The sequence below is a fragment of the Shinella sp. GW821-FHT11G07 genome (genome assembly GCF_058808115.1).
On the sequence record NZ_JBXARJ010000003.1, the window covers coordinates 105,469 to 121,360 of the forward strand.

Genomic DNA, 15,892 nt, shown 5'->3' on the forward strand with positions numbered 1-15,892 from the left:
GCCCATCAATCCAAAAGGAGACATCCGATGAAAACCGTCAACGCCAATGGCGCCCACATTCCCCAGCTCGGCTTCGGCACGTTCCGCATGCCGGAAGCCGACGTCCTCGCCATCCTGCCGAAGGCGCTTGCCCAAGGCTTCACCCATGTCGACACCGCCCAGATCTACGAGAACGAGGCCGCCGTCGGCGCGGCCATCCAGGCCTCCGGCGTCGCCCGCGAAAAAATCTTCCTCACCACCAAGGTCTGGGTCGCGAACTATGCCAAAAATGCCTTCGCCGCATCCGTCGAAGAGAGCCTGCGCAAGCTGAAGACCGACCATGTCGATCTTCTCCTGCTGCACTGGCCGAACGACGCCGTGCCGCTCGAGATGCAGATCGCCGAACTCAACGCCGTGCGCGAGCGTGGCCTTGCAAGGCATATCGGCGTCAGCAACTTCAACACAGAACTGATGGCGGAGGCCGTGCGTCTCAGCGCCGCGCCGCTCGCCACCAACCAGGTCGAGTACCATCCCTATCTCGACCAGATGAAGGTGCTGGAAGCCGCCGAGACCTACGGCATGGCGCTCACCGCCTACTATGCCATGGCCGACGGCAAGGTGCCGAACGACCCGGTGCTGAGGGAAATCGGCGCGGCGCATGGCAAGTCTGCGGCGCAGGTCGCGCTGCGCTGGCTGATCCAGCAGCCGGACGTGGTGGCTCTCACCAAGACGGCGACGGAAACACGGCTTGCCGAAAACCTCGCCCTGTTCGACTTCGTGCTCACCCCGGACGAGATGATGCGCATCCACGGGCTCGCTCGCCCGGACGGCCGTATCGTCAGCCCGGACGGCTTGGCACCCGCCTGGGACTAGGCCGCCTGAACATCAGGCGGGGCGCCCTGCGGCCCGCCGAGCATGCCTCGGCACTCGCCTATAGCATCTGGAGGGTGCCTCCTGCCCCTTCTCCCCTGCGGGGAGAAGGTCGCGGCAGCGGGATGAGGGGGCGGCGGAGGCGGGAGGCGGCGTGCAGCCCCCCGCCTCCGCCCCTTCGGGCCACCTTCTCCCCGCTGGGAGAAGGGGAAGGAGGCAACGCCTTGCCTCCTATGCGATCGCTTCGACCCTGCCGAAAGGCGAGGCCAGCTTTCCAAAATGCTGCCGGACATGTATGGGTGTCGCGCCGCCCCGCTTGCGGCAGGGAGCCCTTCATGCAGTCCTCGTCGTCAACCGTCCTTTCGCCGGACTGGCCGGCTATTGCCGCCGTCGTTCTCGGCGCGACAGCTTTTTCGGTGGCGCAGGGGCTCACCTATCCGCTCGTTTCGCTGACGCTGGAGGCACGTGGCTTTTCCTCCTCGATGATCGGCCTCAACGCGATCGCCTATGCCGGCGGCATGGGAGCCTCGACGCTGCTCGTCGGCAGCCTTACCGCGCGCTGGCGGCCCGACCGGCTGATCATCTTCAGCCTCGTCATCTGCTCGCTGTGTCTCGCCACCTTCGCAGCCTCGTCTTCCTTTGCCATATGGGGGGCCGCCCGCTTCCTGCTCGGCTTCTTTGCCAGCATGATCTTCATGCTCGGCGAAGCCTGGCTCAACGCCGCCTGCCCGGATCGCCTGCGCGGCCGCGTCTCGGGCCTCTACGGCATGGGCATCTGTGCGGGTTTTGCCGCCGGACCGCTTGCCATTCCGCTGTTCGGCAGCGCGGGCGGGCTCGGCTTTGCGCTGACCGCCGTCTATCTCGCGATCGTCGCCTTCGCGACGGCCATGCTGATGTTCTCGACCAAGACGGTGCCCGAACCCTCCTCGACGGCCGATGTCTTCCGCTTCTTCAAGGCGGCGCCCATCCTGGTCGGCATGGTCTTCGTCTTCGGCTTTGCCGATATCGCCGCGATCTCCGCCATGCCGGTCTATTTCGTGAAGATGGGCTACAGCGAGGCCTTTGCCGCCATCAGCGTGACGGTGCTCGCCCTGCCGACGGCGCTCGCCCAGCCCTTCATCGGCGTGCTGCTCGACAAGCTGCCGCGTGAGCGCGTGGCGCTCGCCGCCGTCGGCGTTGCCGCCGTGAGCTATCTCATTCTGCCGTCGATGACGTCGGAAGCCGCGATCCTGGGTATCTTCGCCTTGATGGGCGTGGCCGTCTTCTCACTGTATACCTGCGCGCTGACCATGCTTGGCGAGCGCTACAGCGGCGCCATGCTCGTCGCCGGCTCTGCCGCCTTCGCACTTGTCTATGCGGCGGGCAGCGCCACCGGCTCGGGCCTCACCGGCGCGATCATGGAGGCCGGCGGACCGCAGGCCGGGCCGCTCTCGGTCGGGCTCGGCCTTGCCGCCTTCACGGCCCTGCTGGTCTTTGTGCAGAGGCGCTAGGGCGCATGGCCGTTCCGCAGAACAAAGACGAGCTGCTGGCCGCAATCGCCCTGGAGTTCGGCAAGTTCCGCAAAACGCTGGACGATGTCCACGCGGATTTTGTGCGTGAGCGGACGATGGAGGGCCACGCGAAGGGCACGCTGATGAGCCCCTTCGATCTCGTCGCCTACCTTGTCGGCTGGAACGAGCTGGTGCTGAAATGGCTGGACCGTGACGCGGCCGGCGAGACGATCGATTTCCCTGAAACGGGCTTCAAGTGGAACGAACTTGGAAAGCTCGCCCAGAAATTCTACCGCGATTATGAAGGCATGCCCTATCCGGAACTCGTCGCGCGGCTCGATGCGGCAAACGAGACAATCGTCGCGGCGATTGGCCGGCAGGACGATGCGGCACTTTACGGCCGCCCCTGGTATGAAAAATGGACGATGGGCCGGATGATCCAGTTCAACACGTCATCGCCCTATGCCTATGCGCGCGGACGCCTGCGCAAATGGCTGAAGTCTCACGCAAAGGCGTGAGGAGGCCATCCCGCGCGGACGCGGGATGGCAAAGGCTAATCTCAGACGAACTGGCTGAGGCCGGGAACGGAGGCGACGACTTCGTCGACCACGTCGGCGCCGGCATGTTCGCGGGCAACCGCCATGGTTTCCTTGGCAAGGCCGGTGATTTCGCCCATGCCGAGGCCCTGGCTCATCAGCTGCTGGCCGAGACCCATGACGCCGCCGCCGCCGATGGCGCTCATCAGGCCGCCGAGCAGGCCGCCGCCGCCCTGGCCTTCGCCATTGTACTGGGCAACGAGTTCGGAGGCGCCGGGAATGGCTTCGATCATGCGGGCGACCGGGCCGTCAGCGGCTTCGCGCTGCAGGAAGCCGAGCATCATGCCGATGGCCTTTTCAGCAAGAGCCGGCTCGATGCCGACGGCATCGGCAACGCGGGTGACGAGATCGTTCATGGAAAATCCTCCGAAGGAATTGACGTTGACGTCAAGGTAATTGAATTCACCGGCAAACTCAAGCCGGCTTTGCGCGTCTTCGACAGCCGGGCCGCGGCCCTTGAAAGCGTGTTGTTCCCGTGCCGGACTATCCTTATAACCTGCTTGAGACGATTCAATGAAAACATGGTCGAAGCGACGCTCGGCCCCGAATCGCGGCAGATCGGCTTCAGGGAGTTTCAACGTGACGGAATCGATTCTTCAGGACGGCAAACTCTACATCGGCACCAGCCGCAAGCCGGACGATACCAACAACAAGCCGGAATATCTCGACCTGAAGTTCGGCAACCGCCACGGGCTCGTGACGGGTGCGACCGGCACCGGCAAGACGGTGACGCTGCAGGTGCTTGCCGAAGGCTTTTCCAATGCCGGCGTGCCGGTGTTCTGCGCCGACGTGAAGGGCGACCTTTCCGGCATCGGCGCGATCGGCGAACCGAAGGACTTTCTCCAGAAGCGCGCCGACCAGATCGGCCTGACACCCTACGAATTCCAGGAATTCCCGGTGATCTTCTGGGATCTCTATGGCGAGAAGGGTCACCGCGTTCGCACCACCATCTCCGAGATGGGGCCGCTGCTGCTCTCGCGCCTGATGAACGCCACCGACGCGCAGGAAGGCGTCATCAACATCGCCTTCAAGATCGCCGACCAGGGCGGCCTGCCACTGCTCGACCTCAAGGATTTCCAGGCGCTGCTCAACTATATGGGCGAGAATGCCTCGACGCTGTCCAATCAGTTCGGCTTCGTCTCGAAAGCCTCTGTCGGCTCGATCCAGCGCGAACTGCTGATCCTCGAACAGCAGGGTGCCGAACAGTTTTTCGGCGAGCCGGCGCTGAAGATTTCCGACATCATGCGCACCACCAATGACGGGCGCGGCGCGATCTCGGTGCTCGCCGCCGACAAGCTGATGATGAACCCGCGCCTCTACGGCACCTTCCTGCTGTGGATGCTCTCCGAACTGTTCGAGGTGCTGCCGGAAGTGGGCGATCCGGAAAAGCCGAAGCTGGTGTTCTTCTTCGACGAAGCCCACCTCCTGTTCAACGACGCGCCGAAGGTGCTGACCGAGCGTGTCGAGCAGGTCGTGCGCCTCATCCGCTCCAAGGGCGTCGGCGTCTATTTCGTCACGCAGAACCCGCTCGACGTGCCGGAAACCGTGCTCGCCCAGCTCGGCAACCGCGTCCAGCATGCGTTGCGCGCCTATACGCCGCGCGAGCAGAAGGCGGTGAAGACGGCCGCCGACACGTTCCGTCCCAACCCGGAATTCAACTGCGCCGACGTCATAACGCAGCTCGGCACCGGCGAAGCGCTGGTCTCGACGCTCGAAGGCAAGGGTGCGCCCTCGATGGTCGAGCGTACGCTAGTGCGCCCGCCAGCCTCCCGCCTCGGCCCCGTGACGGAGGCCGAGCGGCAGGACATCATGAAGGTCAGCCCGGTCGCCGGCCTCTATGACGAGGATTTCGACCGCGAATCCGCCTACGAAATCCTCATGGCGCGTGCCAAGAAGGCCGCCGATTCCGCCGCTGCCCAGGAACAGGCGGACGCCCAGCCCGAGGAAAAACCCGCCGGCGGCAGCCGCTGGACCCTGCCCGGCTTCGGCGACGACGAACCGGCCGCCCAGCCTGCTCCCAAGCAGCCCAAGGCCCGCTCCGGCTACCAGCGCGAAACGGTGACGGAAGCTGCGATGAAATCGGTCGCCCGCACCGTCGCCTCCTCGCTTGGCCGCGCGCTGGTGCGCGGCATTCTCGGCAGCTTGCGGCGCTGACGCGAACGAACGAAGTGGATCCTCGGGTCAAGCCCAAGGATGACGAAAGAAGTGGGATGAGAAGCCGCTGGAGACGGCGCCCCCTGCCGCGCCGTTGAATTGATCCACACCATGCCCTCCCCTCCGTCATCCTCGGGCTCGACCCGAGGATCCATACCGCACGGCATGACCAGAACGGCAAAATCCCGGATGCAGGGGACATCCGGGGCTTCGGGGAGGTCAGCGGGACGGTCGCTTACTTGCAGACCTTGATCTTCTTGATGATGACGTTGCCGTAGTAGTCGTAGGACTTGATCTTTTTGATGAAGCAGTAAGGCTCGTAGCCGTAGCTGTAGTAACCGGCCTGCGAGGGAGCAGCGAAGGACACGGCTGCAACGAGGGCAACGGTGGCGGAAACGATGAACTTGCGCATGGGGTCTCTCCTGATCTCTGGTTGGGGATGAGCCTCTCTCATCCAGTGATCAGACTTTCCCACATCGCCCCGCACCGCGCTGTTCCGCATGGAACAGGGTACAGCAGAGCGCAAATCCGGCGTCGCCACACCGGCTGAGCGACCTTTCTTGCCCAACTCAACCATAATTAGATAATTCTAATTTTAATAACAGCTAAATAAAATAATTCTACTGTTCAGACACCATCCAGGAGTCCGAACAGCAAGGCCTTGCCATGAAAATTTCGACGAAACTCGGTGCGGTGACGCTCATCCTGACGCTGCTTCTCGCCAGCGCCATTTTTTCCACATATCTCGTTCTCAACGCCATGTCCGCCTCGATGAGCACCATCGTCGTCGACCGGCTGGTTCCGGCGGCAAACCTCAAGAAGGTCGGCGACCTTTATGCGGTCAATATCGTCGATACCGCACACAAGGTGCGTAGCGGTGCACTCTCCTGGGAAGAAGGCCACAAGCTGAACACGGACGCGGTGGCGACCATCCAGAAACTTTGGGATGCCTATGCCGCGACCTACCTGACCGACGAGGAGCGCGCGCTTTCCGGGCAGATGACCGCCGAGATGCAGAAGCAGGCCGGCAGCATCAACGACCTGCTGGTCATCATGCAGGCGAAGGACCAGGCCGCGCTCGACGCCTATGTCGAAACGCGGCTCTACCCGACGATCGACCCGATCGGCACCTATGTGGCGGCGCTGATCGACCTGCAGATCCGGGTCGGCCAGGAAGAGTTCGCCGCCGCAGAGACGCAGGAGCATGATTATCACATCCTCCTTGCCGCCTTCGGCGCGGTTGCCCTTGCCCTTGCCGGCCTCTCCTTCTGGATCATCTTCGCCGGCGTCTCGCGCCCGCTGAATGCCATCACCGCGGTGATGCAGCGGCTTGCCGGCGGCGTGACGGATTTTTCCGTGCCGTTCCGCGCCCGCAAGGACGAGATCGGCAGCATTGCCGGCGCGGTCGAGATCTTCCGGCAGGCAGCCATCGACAAGCGCACGCTCGAGCAGCAGGCCGAGGCCGCGCGCCTTCAGGCCGAAGCCGACCGCGTGCGCCTCCAGGAGGAAGCGGAAGCGGCCGCACAGTCGCGGTTGCAGCAGGCCACATCGGGCCTTGCCACCGGTCTGCGCCGTCTTTCGGCCGGTGACCTCAATTTCCAGCTTAACGACCCCTTCGCGGCGGATTTCGAGCAGTTGCGCAGCGACCTCAATTCGGCGGTCGGCCAGCTCGGAGAGACATTGCGCGCCGTTGCCCAGTCCGCCGACGAGATGGACACCGGCACGCGGGAAATCAGCATCGGTGCGGACGCGCTTTCCAAGCGCACCGAGCAGCAGGCCGCCTCGCTGGAGGAGACTGCCGCCGCACTCGACGAAATCACCGCCAACGTGGCGAACTCGACACGCCGGGCGGAGGAGGCCCGCGCGGTGGCGGCCGAAGCCAATGGTTCCACGGTCCATTCCGGCGCGGTCGTCGCCAATGCCGTCAACGCCATGCAACGTATCGAGCAATCGTCGAGCCAGATTTCCAGCATTATCGGCGTGATCGACGAAATCGCCTTCCAGACCAACCTGCTTGCCCTGAACGCGGGCGTGGAAGCGGCGCGCGCCGGCGAGGCCGGCAAGGGTTTTGCGGTCGTGGCGCAGGAGGTGCGCGAACTTGCCCAGCGCTCCGCCCAGGCGGCCCGCGAGATCAAGGGGCTGATCCGCAATTCGGAAGCGGAGGTGCGCAATGGCGTGAAGCTGGTCAGCGAGACCGGCGAAGCGCTGCAAGCGATCGGCGGCCATGTCGCGACGATCAACCAGCACATGGAGGCCATCGCCGTTTCCGCCCGCGAACAATCCGTCGGGCTCTCGGAGATCAACACCGCCGTCAACCAGATGGACCAGACGACCCAGCAGAACGCCGCCATGGTCGAGGAGACCAATGCGGCGTCGGCCACGCTGGTGACGCAGGCCGACCGGCTGCGCAAGCTGATCGACCGCTTCACGCTCGGCCAGCCCGCCCGCCAGGTGCAGTCGACGCCGCAACGGATGGCGCAAGCCCGCCCCCGCTTTGCCGGCAACGCGGCGCTGAAGACGGAGAACTGGGAGGAGTTTTGACAACCCTCGCACAGGCGTTTGAGCCCCCTCATCCGCCTGCCGGCACCTTCTCTCCGCTGGGGCGAAGGAGGAAGCCACAAACGCCTCATTCCCTTCTCCCCTCGGGGAGAAGGTGGCCCGAAGGGCCGGATGAGGGGGTGGCAAAAGAACCAAACAGGCGTGAATGCAAAAAGGCCGCCCGGATGCACTCCGGGCGGCCTTTTCAGGTCTATCTGCTGGATGATCAGACGACGGTGGTCTTGACGTCGAGGTTGCCGCGGGTGGCATTGCTGTACGGGCAGACGACGTGCGCCTTCTTGGCGAGGTCCTCGACCACTGCCTTGTCGACGCCGGGCACGGAGATTTCCAGCGAGGCTTCGAGGCCGAAACCGCCGCCATCCTCACGCGGGCCGATGCCGACCGTCGCGGTGACCTTGGCGTCGTCCGGGATCTTTACCTTTTCCTTGCCGGCGACGAACTTCAGCGCGCCGAGGAAGCAGGCGGAGTAACCGACCGCAAAGAGCTTTTCCGGATTTGCGCCGGTCGCGCCGTCGCCGCCGAGTTCCTTCGGGACCGTCAGCGTGACGTCGACGGTGCCGTCTTCGGTGGCGCCGTGGCCGGCGCGGCCACCGGTGGAGGATGCTTTGGTTCTGTAGAGAATGGGCATGGGATGGTTCCTTCCTGGCTGTCGTCGTTGATGATGGAAACTAGATAGCGCGAAATTAGATTGCGCGCAATATGATTTTGCAAATTGCAATTTTTTCTTTTTCTGCGACAATGCCAGCATGATCGACAAAAGTGACGAAGCCGAGACAGGGGATATTCCAAAGGGCATGCTGGCGCTCGACCAGCAGCTTTGTTTCGCCGTCTATGCGGCGGCGCATGCGCTGAACCGCACCTACAAGCCCCTGCTCGACCCCTATGGCCTGACCTATCCGCAATATATCGCGCTCATGACGCTTTGGGAGGAGGACGGCCGCACGGTGAAGGCGCTCGGGGAAAAGCTCGGGCTCGATTCCGGCACACTCTCGCCTCTCCTCAAGCGCCTCGAGGCGGCCGGCTACATCCACCGCGCCCGCGACAGGAACGACGAGCGGCAGGTGCTCATCACGCTCACCGACAAGGGCCACGCGATGAAGCATGACGCCGTCGCCATACGCATGGCGATCGGCAAGGCGACGGGCTGTTCGATCGATGCCCTGCAGGCGCTGACCAGCGACCTCCACATGCTGACCGAGCAGCTCGAAGCCGAACAGGCGCGGGACGACGCCGCCTGAAAGGGTGGATTTTACCGTAACCTCACCCTACGGGACCTGTTCGCGATTCAACCTTCGCGCTAAGATGCGCTCCGGCGGAACGGAACCGCCGAGGGGGCACGATTGACACTGCACTGGTCCTGGCAAAAGGCGAACGTCGCGGCGAGCCTTTGGTGCATCGCCGTGGGCGTTGCCATGATGACGCTCTGGCTTTCGAAACCCGTCGACCTGGCGGAGCAGTATCCGTCACTTTTCGGCATGAAATTCAATGCGGCGCTCGCCGTTACCGTCATAGGCGCGGCTCTCCTGCTTGCCACGCGCGGTTTCCGGCGTCCGCCGGCGCTGATGATGGGGCCGGTCTTCGTTTATGGCGCGCTGGCGCTGTCCCAGCACCTGTTCGGCATCGATACGGGCGTTGACACGCTGCTCAACACACCCTTCGTCGATATCGGTACCAGCCTGCCGGGCCGCATCGCGCCCAATACCGCACTCTGTTTCATGCTCGTCAGCAGCGCGCTTGCCTTGCGCGCGCTCAGCCAGAAGAACAGCATGGTGCAGGTCGCGCTGGGCTTTACCACCTTCATCGTCGCGGCAGCAGCCCTCACCGGCTATGCGATCGCGCTCGATTTTGCCCACGACTGGATCCGCTTCACCCGCATGTCGTTCCAGAGCGCCAGCTGCTTCGTGGCGCTTGCCATTGCCATCGTCTTCGTCGGCACCGAGGCGACCGGGTTCCAGCGGCTGACGCTTGCCGGCATCCTGGGGCTGCTGACCTATCTTATCCTCCTCGGCATGTCCTATTACGAGCTGGCGCGCTACGAAGCGTCGTTCGGCATCACCTTCTCCAACAGCGGCAACAATGCGCGTTCCACCCTGTCGTCGCTCGTCCTGATTTCCGGTGCGCTCTATGGCGGGCTGATCGCTCATCTGTATTTCTCCTCCCGCCGCGCCAGCCGCATGGCGGCGGACCTTGCGGAAAGCCGGGGCCGGCTCGGCGCCATCATCGACAACGCGGTGGACGGCATCATCACCATCGACCAGCGGGGCGTCATCCTTTCCGTCAACCCCGCCTGCACGCGCATCTTCGGCTATCCGCCCGATGAAATGACCGGCCGCAACATCAAGATGCTGATGCCGGAGCCCTATCACAGCTCCCATGACGGCTACCTTGCCAACTATCACCGCACCGGCGAGGCGAAGGTCATCGGCATCGGCCGGGAGGCGGAAGGGCGGCGCAAGGACGGATCGATCTTTGCACTCGACCTCGCCATCGCCCGGCTGGAGCTCGTCGGCGGCATCATCTACAGCGGCATCGTGCGCGACATTTCCGAGCGCAAGGCGAATGAGCAGGCGCTGATAGAGGCCAACGCCGAACTCGAGGAATTCGCCTACCGCACGTCGCACGACCTGCGCTCGCCGATCGCCTCGTCCATGGGCTTGCTGACCATTTCACGCGACATGCTGGAAGAAGGCGAACTCACCGCGCTTGGCCAGACGATGCAGCGCATGGAGAAGAATTTCAGCCGGCTCGACCACCTGATCCAGAACATCATCACCATCACGCGCAACCGGCTGATGGACGAGGACGACGCGGTCATCGACCTGCGCGCGCTGGTTTCCGAATCGATCGACGCGCTGTCGCACCTGGAGGATTTCAAGCGGATCCGCATCGAAAATCACGTGCCGGAAGAATTGACAATCGTCAGCAAGCCGTCGAAATTCCAGGTCATCGTCGGCAACATGCTGTCCAACGCGGTCAAGTATCATGATCCGAAGGAGGCCGCTCCGGCGATCGATGTCCGCGCCTTCCGCTATGCCGGCAGGATGCGGCTGTCGGTGGAAGACAACGGCCTGGGCGTTCCGCCCGCAAGCCGCCATTTGTTGTTCAAGATGTTCAAACGGCTGCACCCCAACCGGTCTTTCGGCAGCGGGCTCGGCCTCTACATATTGAAAAAGAGCGTGGAAGCCCTCGGCGGCACGGCGCTTTATGAAGCAAGAGATAAGGGCAGCCGGTTCATCATCGAACTGCCCGATGGGGAATTGCCATGAAGATCCACTCGATCCTGATCGTCGACGACGACGAGAACGATCAGTTCATCTGCGAATACACGATCCGCAAGTTCGACCCGTCGATCCGCATCATCAAGGCGTTCGACGGTGCCGAGGCGCTCGATATCCTGCACCGCGAGACGCCGAATGCCATCATCCTCGACATCAACATGCCTGTGATGAACGGGTTCGAGTTCCTCGACCGCTATGCCGAGGAATTCGAGGTGCACGCCCCCGTCGTCGCCATGCTGACGAGTTCCCATCTCGGCAAGGATCGAGAGCGGGCCATGCAGTACAGCTTCGTCAAGAGCTACTTCGAAAAGCCGCTGCAGGCCGACCATCTGCGGATCATGGCAGACCTGCTGGGGGCGTAGGCCCCTGGTCAGATGACGAGGATCGGCGCCTTGCCCTTCACGCGGTCATAGAGATCCATGACGTCCTGGTTGAGCATGCGCACGCAACCGGAGGAGACGGCCTTGCCGATCGACTTCCATTCCGGCGAGCCGTGCAGGCGATAGAGCGTGTCCTGGCCATTCTGGAAGATGTAGAGCGCGCGGGCGCCGAGCGGGTTGCTGAGGCCGCCGGGCATGCCGCCATTGGCGGCGGAGTATTTCACCAATTCCGGCTGGCGCGCGACCATTTCGTCCGGCGGTGTCCATTTCGGCCAGGCCTGTTTCCACTGGATGACGCCGCGGCCCGACCAGGCAAAGCCCTGCCGGCCGATGCCCACACCATAGCGCATGGCGGTGCCGTTCGACTGGATGAGATAGAGGAAGCGGTTGCCGGTATCCACGATGATCGTGCCCGGCTGTTCGCCGAACGGGTTCTCAACTTCCTGCCGATAGTAGCGCGCATCGATCTGCTGGTAGGGGATGGCGGGCACCTGGTAGCCGCCATCGAAAACCTGGCCATAGATCGAGGCATAGCGCGACGAATCCGGCATCAGGCCGGACGGTGTCTGGCCATAAATGCTGATCGGGCCGCGCCCATCGGCGATGATCTCGGGCCGGCCTTCCAGCGCAGGATTGCGGAAATAGGGGCGCGTCTCCTCGCGGAAACGATCGGTGTTCATCGAGGAGGTGCAGCCGGCAAGGCCGCTCGCCATGGCGAGCCCGGAGAACTGCAGGAAGCGGCGACGGGAAAGCGCGGTATCGGTCATGGGGTGCGTCGAAATCCGTTGGGCGGAAGCCTAGAATGGGGCGAGAGACTGAATCACTAACTAACGAAGGGCCAGTTAGGTCCATAACCCTGCCCCAATTGTGGCAATTGCGGCTGACCCCAGGCTTGCGCGCCACAATTTCCAAAACGCTGTCGCCGATGGGCCACTCTACCAAAGTGGCGCTTTACGCTGTATCCCGGATGGATAGAAATGCCGGAAAACGGAGTACGCGACGGGATGGACGCGAGTATCTTGAAGGACGCTGGCTTTGCGCCCGTCGACGAGGCAGGCTGGCGCAAGCTGGCGGAGAAGGCGCTGAAGGGCGCAGACTTCGACGCGACGCTCATCTCCCGCAGCGATGACGGCCTCGAAATCCAGCCGATCTACACGCGCCGCGACGGTGCCCTCCCGCTTGCCCACAGCCACGCCGCGACGCCCCATGCCGGCGACGCCTGGACCGTCAACCAGCGCCGCGACGACGCGGATCTTTCTCGCGCCCGCGCCCAGATGGCCGACGACCTCGAAAATGGTGCCACCGGCATCGCCCTCACCTTTCAGGGCAGCGCCGCCGCCCATGGCGCGGGCATTGCGGCCGGCAGCGAAACCGCCTTCCGCAAGACCGCCGCCGCGCGCGCCGCAGCGCCCTTCTCGCTCCGCCTCGAAGCCGGTTTCGCGGACCGGGCGCTGGCGACGACGCTCGCCCACGCGCTTGAGGACGCGGGCGCAGAGAAGGCGCCTGTGCATTTCGGGCTCGATCCCTTCACCTCCGCGCTTAGCGGCACTTACGGTGAAACAGGAGAGTCCGCCGCGCTCGCCAAAACGTTGATCGGCTTTGGTTTTTCCGGAACGGTTTTGAATGCCGATGGGCGGCTCGCCCACAATGCCGGGGCCGGCGAAGCGCTGGAACTTGCCATCGTCGCGGCAGCACTTGCGGAAAACCTCCGCCTGTTCGATGCCGCCGGCATGGCACCGGAGGCGGTTTTCGCCATGACCTCGCTGTCGCTATGCGCCGACCAGGACCAGTTCCTCACCATCGCGAAATTCCGCGCCGCGCGGCTGATCCACGCGAAGATGCAGGCCGCCTGCGGCATCTCGGAGCCGAAGCCTGCGCATCTCCACGCCGAGACGAGCTGGCGCATGCTGACCAAACGCGACCCGGAAACCAACATCCTACGCAACACCATCGCCGTCTTTTCCGCCGGCACCGCGGGTGCGGACGAGATCACCGTGCTGCCGCACACGCTGGCGCTCGGCATACCGGACCCCTTCGCCCGCCGCATCGCCCGCAACACGCAGGTCGTGCTGATCACCGAAAGCAACCTCGCCCATGTCGCCGACCCCGCCGCGGGCGCCGGCGGCATCGAGGCACTGACCGACGCGCTGGCCGAAAAGGCCTGGGAAGTTTTTGCCGGCATCGAGCAGAAGGGCGGGCTTTCCACTGCCATCGCCTCGGGAGAGATAAAGGCCATGGTGGAGGCGGCACGCCTTCAGCGCTCGGTGAAGCCGATCGTCGGCACGACGCTGTTCCCGCTGAAGGACGAGCGGACATTCACGCTGCTCGGGCCGCTTGCGCCTGACCAAAACACGGGCCTGTCGCCCGTTCTTCTCGCCGATTTTGCGGAGGTGGCGGCATGAGCCGGATCCCCGACTTCTCCACCATCACCTGGTCGAAGCCAGCCGCGCCGGCTGCCCCGACCGGCGAGGCCGCATGGCTGACCCCGGAGGGCATTGCCGTCAGCGGCGCCTATGGCGCGGCGGATCTGGCCGGCCTGTCCTATCTCGATACCTGGCCGGGTGTAGCGCCCTATCTGCGCGGCCCCTACCCCACGATGTATGTCCAGCAGCCCTGGACGATCCGGCAATATGCCGGCTTCTCGACGGCGGAAGAATCGAACGCCTTTTACCGGCGCAACCTCGCCTCCGGCCAGAAGGGCCTGTCCGTCGCCTTCGACCTCGCCACCCACCGCGGCTATGACAGCGACCATCCACGCGTGGCTGGTGATGTCGGCATGGCGGGCGTGGCGATCGATTCCATTCTCGACATGCAGCAGCTCTTCGACGGCATTCCGCTCGACGAGATGAGCGTCTCCATGACCATGAACGGCGCGGTGCTGCCGATCATGGCCCTGTTCATCGTCGCGGCGGAGGAACAGGGCGTTTCCGAGGACAAGCTGTCCGGGACCATCCAGAACGACATTCTCAAGGAGTTCATGGTCCGCAACACCTATATCTACCCGCCGCAGCCCTCGATGCGCATCATCTCCGATATCTTCAGCTATACCAGCCGGCGCATGCCGAAGTTCAACTCCATCTCGATTTCCGGCTATCACATGCAGGAAGCGGGGGCGACGGCGGACCTGGAACTCGCCTACACCATCGCCGACGGCATCGAATATGCCCGCGCCGGTGTCGCCGCCGGGCTCGACATCGACACCTTCGCGCCGCGCCTTTCGTTCTTCTGGGCGATCGGCATGAACTTCTTCATGGAAGTCGCCAAGATGCGCGCCGCGCGCCTGATCTGGGCAGCCCTGATGAAGACGAACTTTTCCCCAAAGGACGCCCGTTCGCTGGCATTGCGCACCCATTGCCAGACCTCCGGCTGGTCGCTGACCGCGCAGGACCCAATGAACAATGTCATGCGCACCATGGTGGAGGCGATGGCGGCGACGCAGGGGCATACGCAGTCGCTGCACACCAATTCCTTCGACGAGGCGCTGGCGCTGCCGACCGACCATTCCGCCCGCATCGCCCGCAACACGCAGATCCTGCTGCAGAAGGAAAGCGGCACGACGCGCATCATCGATCCCTGGGGCGGTTCGGCCTATGTCGAGCGGCTAACGCACGATCTCGCCGCCCGCGCGCTCTCGCATATCGAGGAGGTGGAGGCGCTCGGCGGCATGGCGAAGGCCATCGAGAAGGGCATTCCCAAGCTCCGGATCGAGGAGGCCGCGGCCCGCACGCAGGCCCGCATCGACAGCGGCCAGCAGACCGTCGTCGGCGTCAACTTCTCACGGCCGGAGCGCGACATCGAGGTGGACGTGCTGAAGGTCGACAATTCCGAGGTGCGCGCTCGCCAGCTCTCGAAACTCCAGCAGCTGAAGGGCACGCGCGACACGGCAGCCGCCGAAAGCGCGCTGGATGCGTTGACGGACGTGGCGAAAAGCGGCGACGGCAATCTTCTGGAGTTCGCGGTGAAGGCCGCCCGCGCCCGGGCGACAGTCGGCGAGATCGCCTATGCGCTGGAAAAGGCCTTCGGCCGCCATGTCGCGGAAATCCGCACAATCTCCGGCGTCTACCGCAAGGAGATGGGCGCCAACGACCGGGCCTTCAACACGGCTATCGACAAGGTCGCCGCCTTCGAAAAGCTCCGGCGCGAAAAGCCCTCCATCCTCGTCGCCAAGATGGGGCAGGATGGGCACGACCGCGGCCAGAAGGTCATCGCCACCGCCTTTGCGGACCTCGGCTTCAATGTCATCGTCGGCGCCATGTTCCAGACGCCGGAAGAGGTGGCAGAGCTGGCGATCCGCGAGGGCGCGCATATCGTCGGCGCCTCGTCGCTTGCCGCCGGCCACCTGACGCTGGTGCCGGAACTGAAAGCCGCGCTGATCAAGCGTGGCGCACGCGACATGCTGATCGCCGTCGGCGGCGTCATCCCGCCGCAGGATTTTCCAGCCCTGGAACAGGCCGGTGCCGACGCGATCTTCCCGCCCGGCACGGTGATTGCGGATGCCGCCTCGGCGCTGATCGACCGGCTGATGGCTTGAGTTTGTGAACGCTGTGTCAATTGCCGCGCGAATTGCCGTTTTCGCGCGCGGGCGG

General features: G+C 64.2%; 14 protein-coding genes. 10 read left to right on the forward strand and 4 right to left on the reverse strand.

The window, feature by feature from the left end; translation table 11 throughout:
* The first annotated feature begins 27 nt into the window (after positions 1 to 27).
* The 3 genes from AC1RT2_RS06855 (at position 28) to AC1RT2_RS06865 (ending at position 2,857) form a co-directional block, all read left to right on the forward strand.
* The gene (locus AC1RT2_RS06855; protein WP_493100582.1) at positions 28 to 852 is read left to right on the forward strand and encodes an aldo/keto reductase; all 825 of its coding nucleotides are present in this window, start codon (positions 28 to 30) and stop codon (positions 850 to 852) included.
* Between the two features lie 332 nt (positions 853 to 1,184).
* Entirely contained in the window at positions 1,185 to 2,339 is a 1,155-nt protein-coding gene (locus tag AC1RT2_RS06860; RefSeq protein WP_069059464.1) for an MFS transporter, read from the forward strand.
* A gap of 5 nt (positions 2,340 to 2,344) precedes the next feature.
* Positions 2,345 to 2,857, forward strand: a complete 513-nt coding sequence (locus tag AC1RT2_RS06865) for a ClbS/DfsB family four-helix bundle protein (RefSeq protein ID WP_493100584.1) — start codon at positions 2,345 to 2,347, stop codon at positions 2,855 to 2,857.
* A gap of 41 nt (positions 2,858 to 2,898) precedes the next feature.
* Here the strand turns inward: AC1RT2_RS06865 and AC1RT2_RS06870 are convergent, their stop codons facing one another.
* On the reverse strand, positions 2,899 to 3,291 hold the full coding sequence (locus AC1RT2_RS06870; RefSeq protein WP_069061469.1) for a hypothetical protein: 393 nt from the start codon (positions 3,289 to 3,291) through the stop codon (positions 2,899 to 2,901).
* A 235-nt stretch (positions 3,292 to 3,526) separates the two neighbouring features.
* Between AC1RT2_RS06870 and AC1RT2_RS06875 the strand changes: the two genes are divergently transcribed.
* Positions 3,527 to 5,089 (forward strand): helicase HerA-like C-terminal domain-containing protein, encoded by a 1,563-nt coding sequence (locus AC1RT2_RS06875; protein WP_493101255.1) that lies wholly within the window; start codon positions 3,527 to 3,529, stop codon positions 5,087 to 5,089.
* Between the two features lie 235 nt (positions 5,090 to 5,324).
* On the opposite strand, the gene AC1RT2_RS06880 is transcribed toward AC1RT2_RS06875, so the two are convergent.
* The gene (locus tag AC1RT2_RS06880; protein WP_493100586.1) at positions 5,325 to 5,501 is read right to left on the reverse strand and encodes a hypothetical protein; all 177 of its coding nucleotides are present in this window, start codon (positions 5,499 to 5,501) and stop codon (positions 5,325 to 5,327) included.
* A gap of 254 nt (positions 5,502 to 5,755) precedes the next feature.
* Here AC1RT2_RS06880 and AC1RT2_RS06885 point away from each other — a divergent pair, with 254 nt between their 5' ends.
* Positions 5,756 to 7,630 carry a methyl-accepting chemotaxis protein gene (locus AC1RT2_RS06885; RefSeq protein ID WP_493100588.1) on the forward strand — a complete coding sequence of 625 codons (1,875 nt, stop codon included), beginning with the start codon at positions 5,756 to 5,758 and terminating at the stop codon, positions 7,628 to 7,630.
* A 223-nt stretch (positions 7,631 to 7,853) separates the two neighbouring features.
* On the opposite strand, the gene AC1RT2_RS06890 is transcribed toward AC1RT2_RS06885, so the two are convergent.
* Complete coding sequence (locus tag AC1RT2_RS06890; protein ID WP_069059467.1) at positions 7,854 to 8,276, reverse strand: organic hydroperoxide resistance protein; 423 nt, start codon at positions 8,274 to 8,276, stop codon at positions 7,854 to 7,856.
* Positions 8,277 to 8,394: 118 nt separating this feature from the next.
* Here AC1RT2_RS06890 and AC1RT2_RS06895 point away from each other — a divergent pair, with 118 nt between their 5' ends.
* The 3 genes from AC1RT2_RS06895 to AC1RT2_RS06905 all read left to right on the forward strand — a co-directional run bounded on the left by AC1RT2_RS06895 (position 8,395) and on the right by AC1RT2_RS06905 (position 11,288).
* Positions 8,395 to 8,886 (forward strand): MarR family winged helix-turn-helix transcriptional regulator, encoded by a 492-nt coding sequence (locus tag AC1RT2_RS06895; protein ID WP_493100590.1) that lies wholly within the window; start codon positions 8,395 to 8,397, stop codon positions 8,884 to 8,886.
* Positions 8,887 to 8,988: 102 nt separating this feature from the next.
* Positions 8,989 to 10,914, forward strand: a complete 1,926-nt coding sequence (locus AC1RT2_RS06900; protein WP_493100592.1) for a sensor histidine kinase — start codon at positions 8,989 to 8,991, stop codon at positions 10,912 to 10,914.
* Positions 10,911 to 11,288, forward strand: coding sequence for a response regulator (locus AC1RT2_RS06905; protein ID WP_069059470.1), 378 nt, complete (start codon positions 10,911 to 10,913; stop codon positions 11,286 to 11,288). Before AC1RT2_RS06900 ends, AC1RT2_RS06905 begins: the two co-directional genes overlap by 4 nt.
* 8 nt (positions 11,289 to 11,296) lie before the next feature.
* On the opposite strand, the gene AC1RT2_RS06910 is transcribed toward AC1RT2_RS06905, so the two are convergent.
* Entirely contained in the window at positions 11,297 to 12,073 is a 777-nt protein-coding gene (locus AC1RT2_RS06910; RefSeq protein ID WP_493100594.1) for a L,D-transpeptidase, read from the reverse strand.
* A gap of 237 nt (positions 12,074 to 12,310) precedes the next feature.
* Here AC1RT2_RS06910 and AC1RT2_RS06915 point away from each other — a divergent pair, with 237 nt between their 5' ends.
* Together AC1RT2_RS06915 and scpA are read left to right on the forward strand one after the other, a co-directional pair.
* Complete coding sequence (locus AC1RT2_RS06915; protein WP_493100596.1) at positions 12,311 to 13,708, forward strand: methylmalonyl-CoA mutase family protein; 1,398 nt, start codon at positions 12,311 to 12,313, stop codon at positions 13,706 to 13,708.
* Positions 13,705 to 15,837 carry a methylmalonyl-CoA mutase gene (gene scpA / locus AC1RT2_RS06920; protein ID WP_493100598.1) on the forward strand — a complete coding sequence of 711 codons (2,133 nt, stop codon included), beginning with the start codon at positions 13,705 to 13,707 and terminating at the stop codon, positions 15,835 to 15,837. The genes AC1RT2_RS06915 and scpA overlap by 4 nt, the downstream gene beginning before the upstream one ends.
* Positions 15,838 to 15,892: the final 55 nt, after the last annotated feature.

What these genes read in the sequence shown, in the direction of transcription:
- AC1RT2_RS06855 (WP_493100582.1), top strand. Translation starts at nt 28, where the DNA reads ATGAAAACCGTCAACGCCAATGGCGCCCACATTCCCCAGCTCGGCTTC.
- AC1RT2_RS06860 (WP_069059464.1), top strand. Translation starts at nt 1,185, where the DNA reads ATGCAGTCCTCGTCGTCAACCGTCCTTTCGCCGGACTGGCCGGCTATT.
- AC1RT2_RS06865 (WP_493100584.1), top strand. Translation starts at nt 2,345, where the DNA reads ATGGCCGTTCCGCAGAACAAAGACGAGCTGCTGGCCGCAATCGCCCTG.
- AC1RT2_RS06870 (WP_069061469.1), bottom strand. Translation starts at nt 3,291, where the DNA reads ATGAACGATCTCGTCACCCGCGTTGCCGATGCCGTCGGCATCGAGCCG.
- AC1RT2_RS06880 (WP_493100586.1), bottom strand. Translation starts at nt 5,501, where the DNA reads ATGCGCAAGTTCATCGTTTCCGCCACCGTTGCCCTCGTTGCAGCCGTG.
- AC1RT2_RS06885 (WP_493100588.1), top strand. Translation starts at nt 5,756, where the DNA reads ATGAAAATTTCGACGAAACTCGGTGCGGTGACGCTCATCCTGACGCTG.
- AC1RT2_RS06890 (WP_069059467.1), bottom strand. Translation starts at nt 8,276, where the DNA reads ATGCCCATTCTCTACAGAACCAAAGCATCCTCCACCGGTGGCCGCGCC.
- AC1RT2_RS06895 (WP_493100590.1), top strand. Translation starts at nt 8,395, where the DNA reads ATGATCGACAAAAGTGACGAAGCCGAGACAGGGGATATTCCAAAGGGC.
- AC1RT2_RS06905 (WP_069059470.1), top strand. Translation starts at nt 10,911, where the DNA reads ATGAAGATCCACTCGATCCTGATCGTCGACGACGACGAGAACGATCAG.
- AC1RT2_RS06910 (WP_493100594.1), bottom strand. Translation starts at nt 12,073, where the DNA reads ATGACCGATACCGCGCTTTCCCGTCGCCGCTTCCTGCAGTTCTCCGGG.
- AC1RT2_RS06915 (WP_493100596.1), top strand. Translation starts at nt 12,311, where the DNA reads ATGGACGCGAGTATCTTGAAGGACGCTGGCTTTGCGCCCGTCGACGAG.
- scpA (WP_493100598.1), top strand. Translation starts at nt 13,705, where the DNA reads ATGAGCCGGATCCCCGACTTCTCCACCATCACCTGGTCGAAGCCAGCC.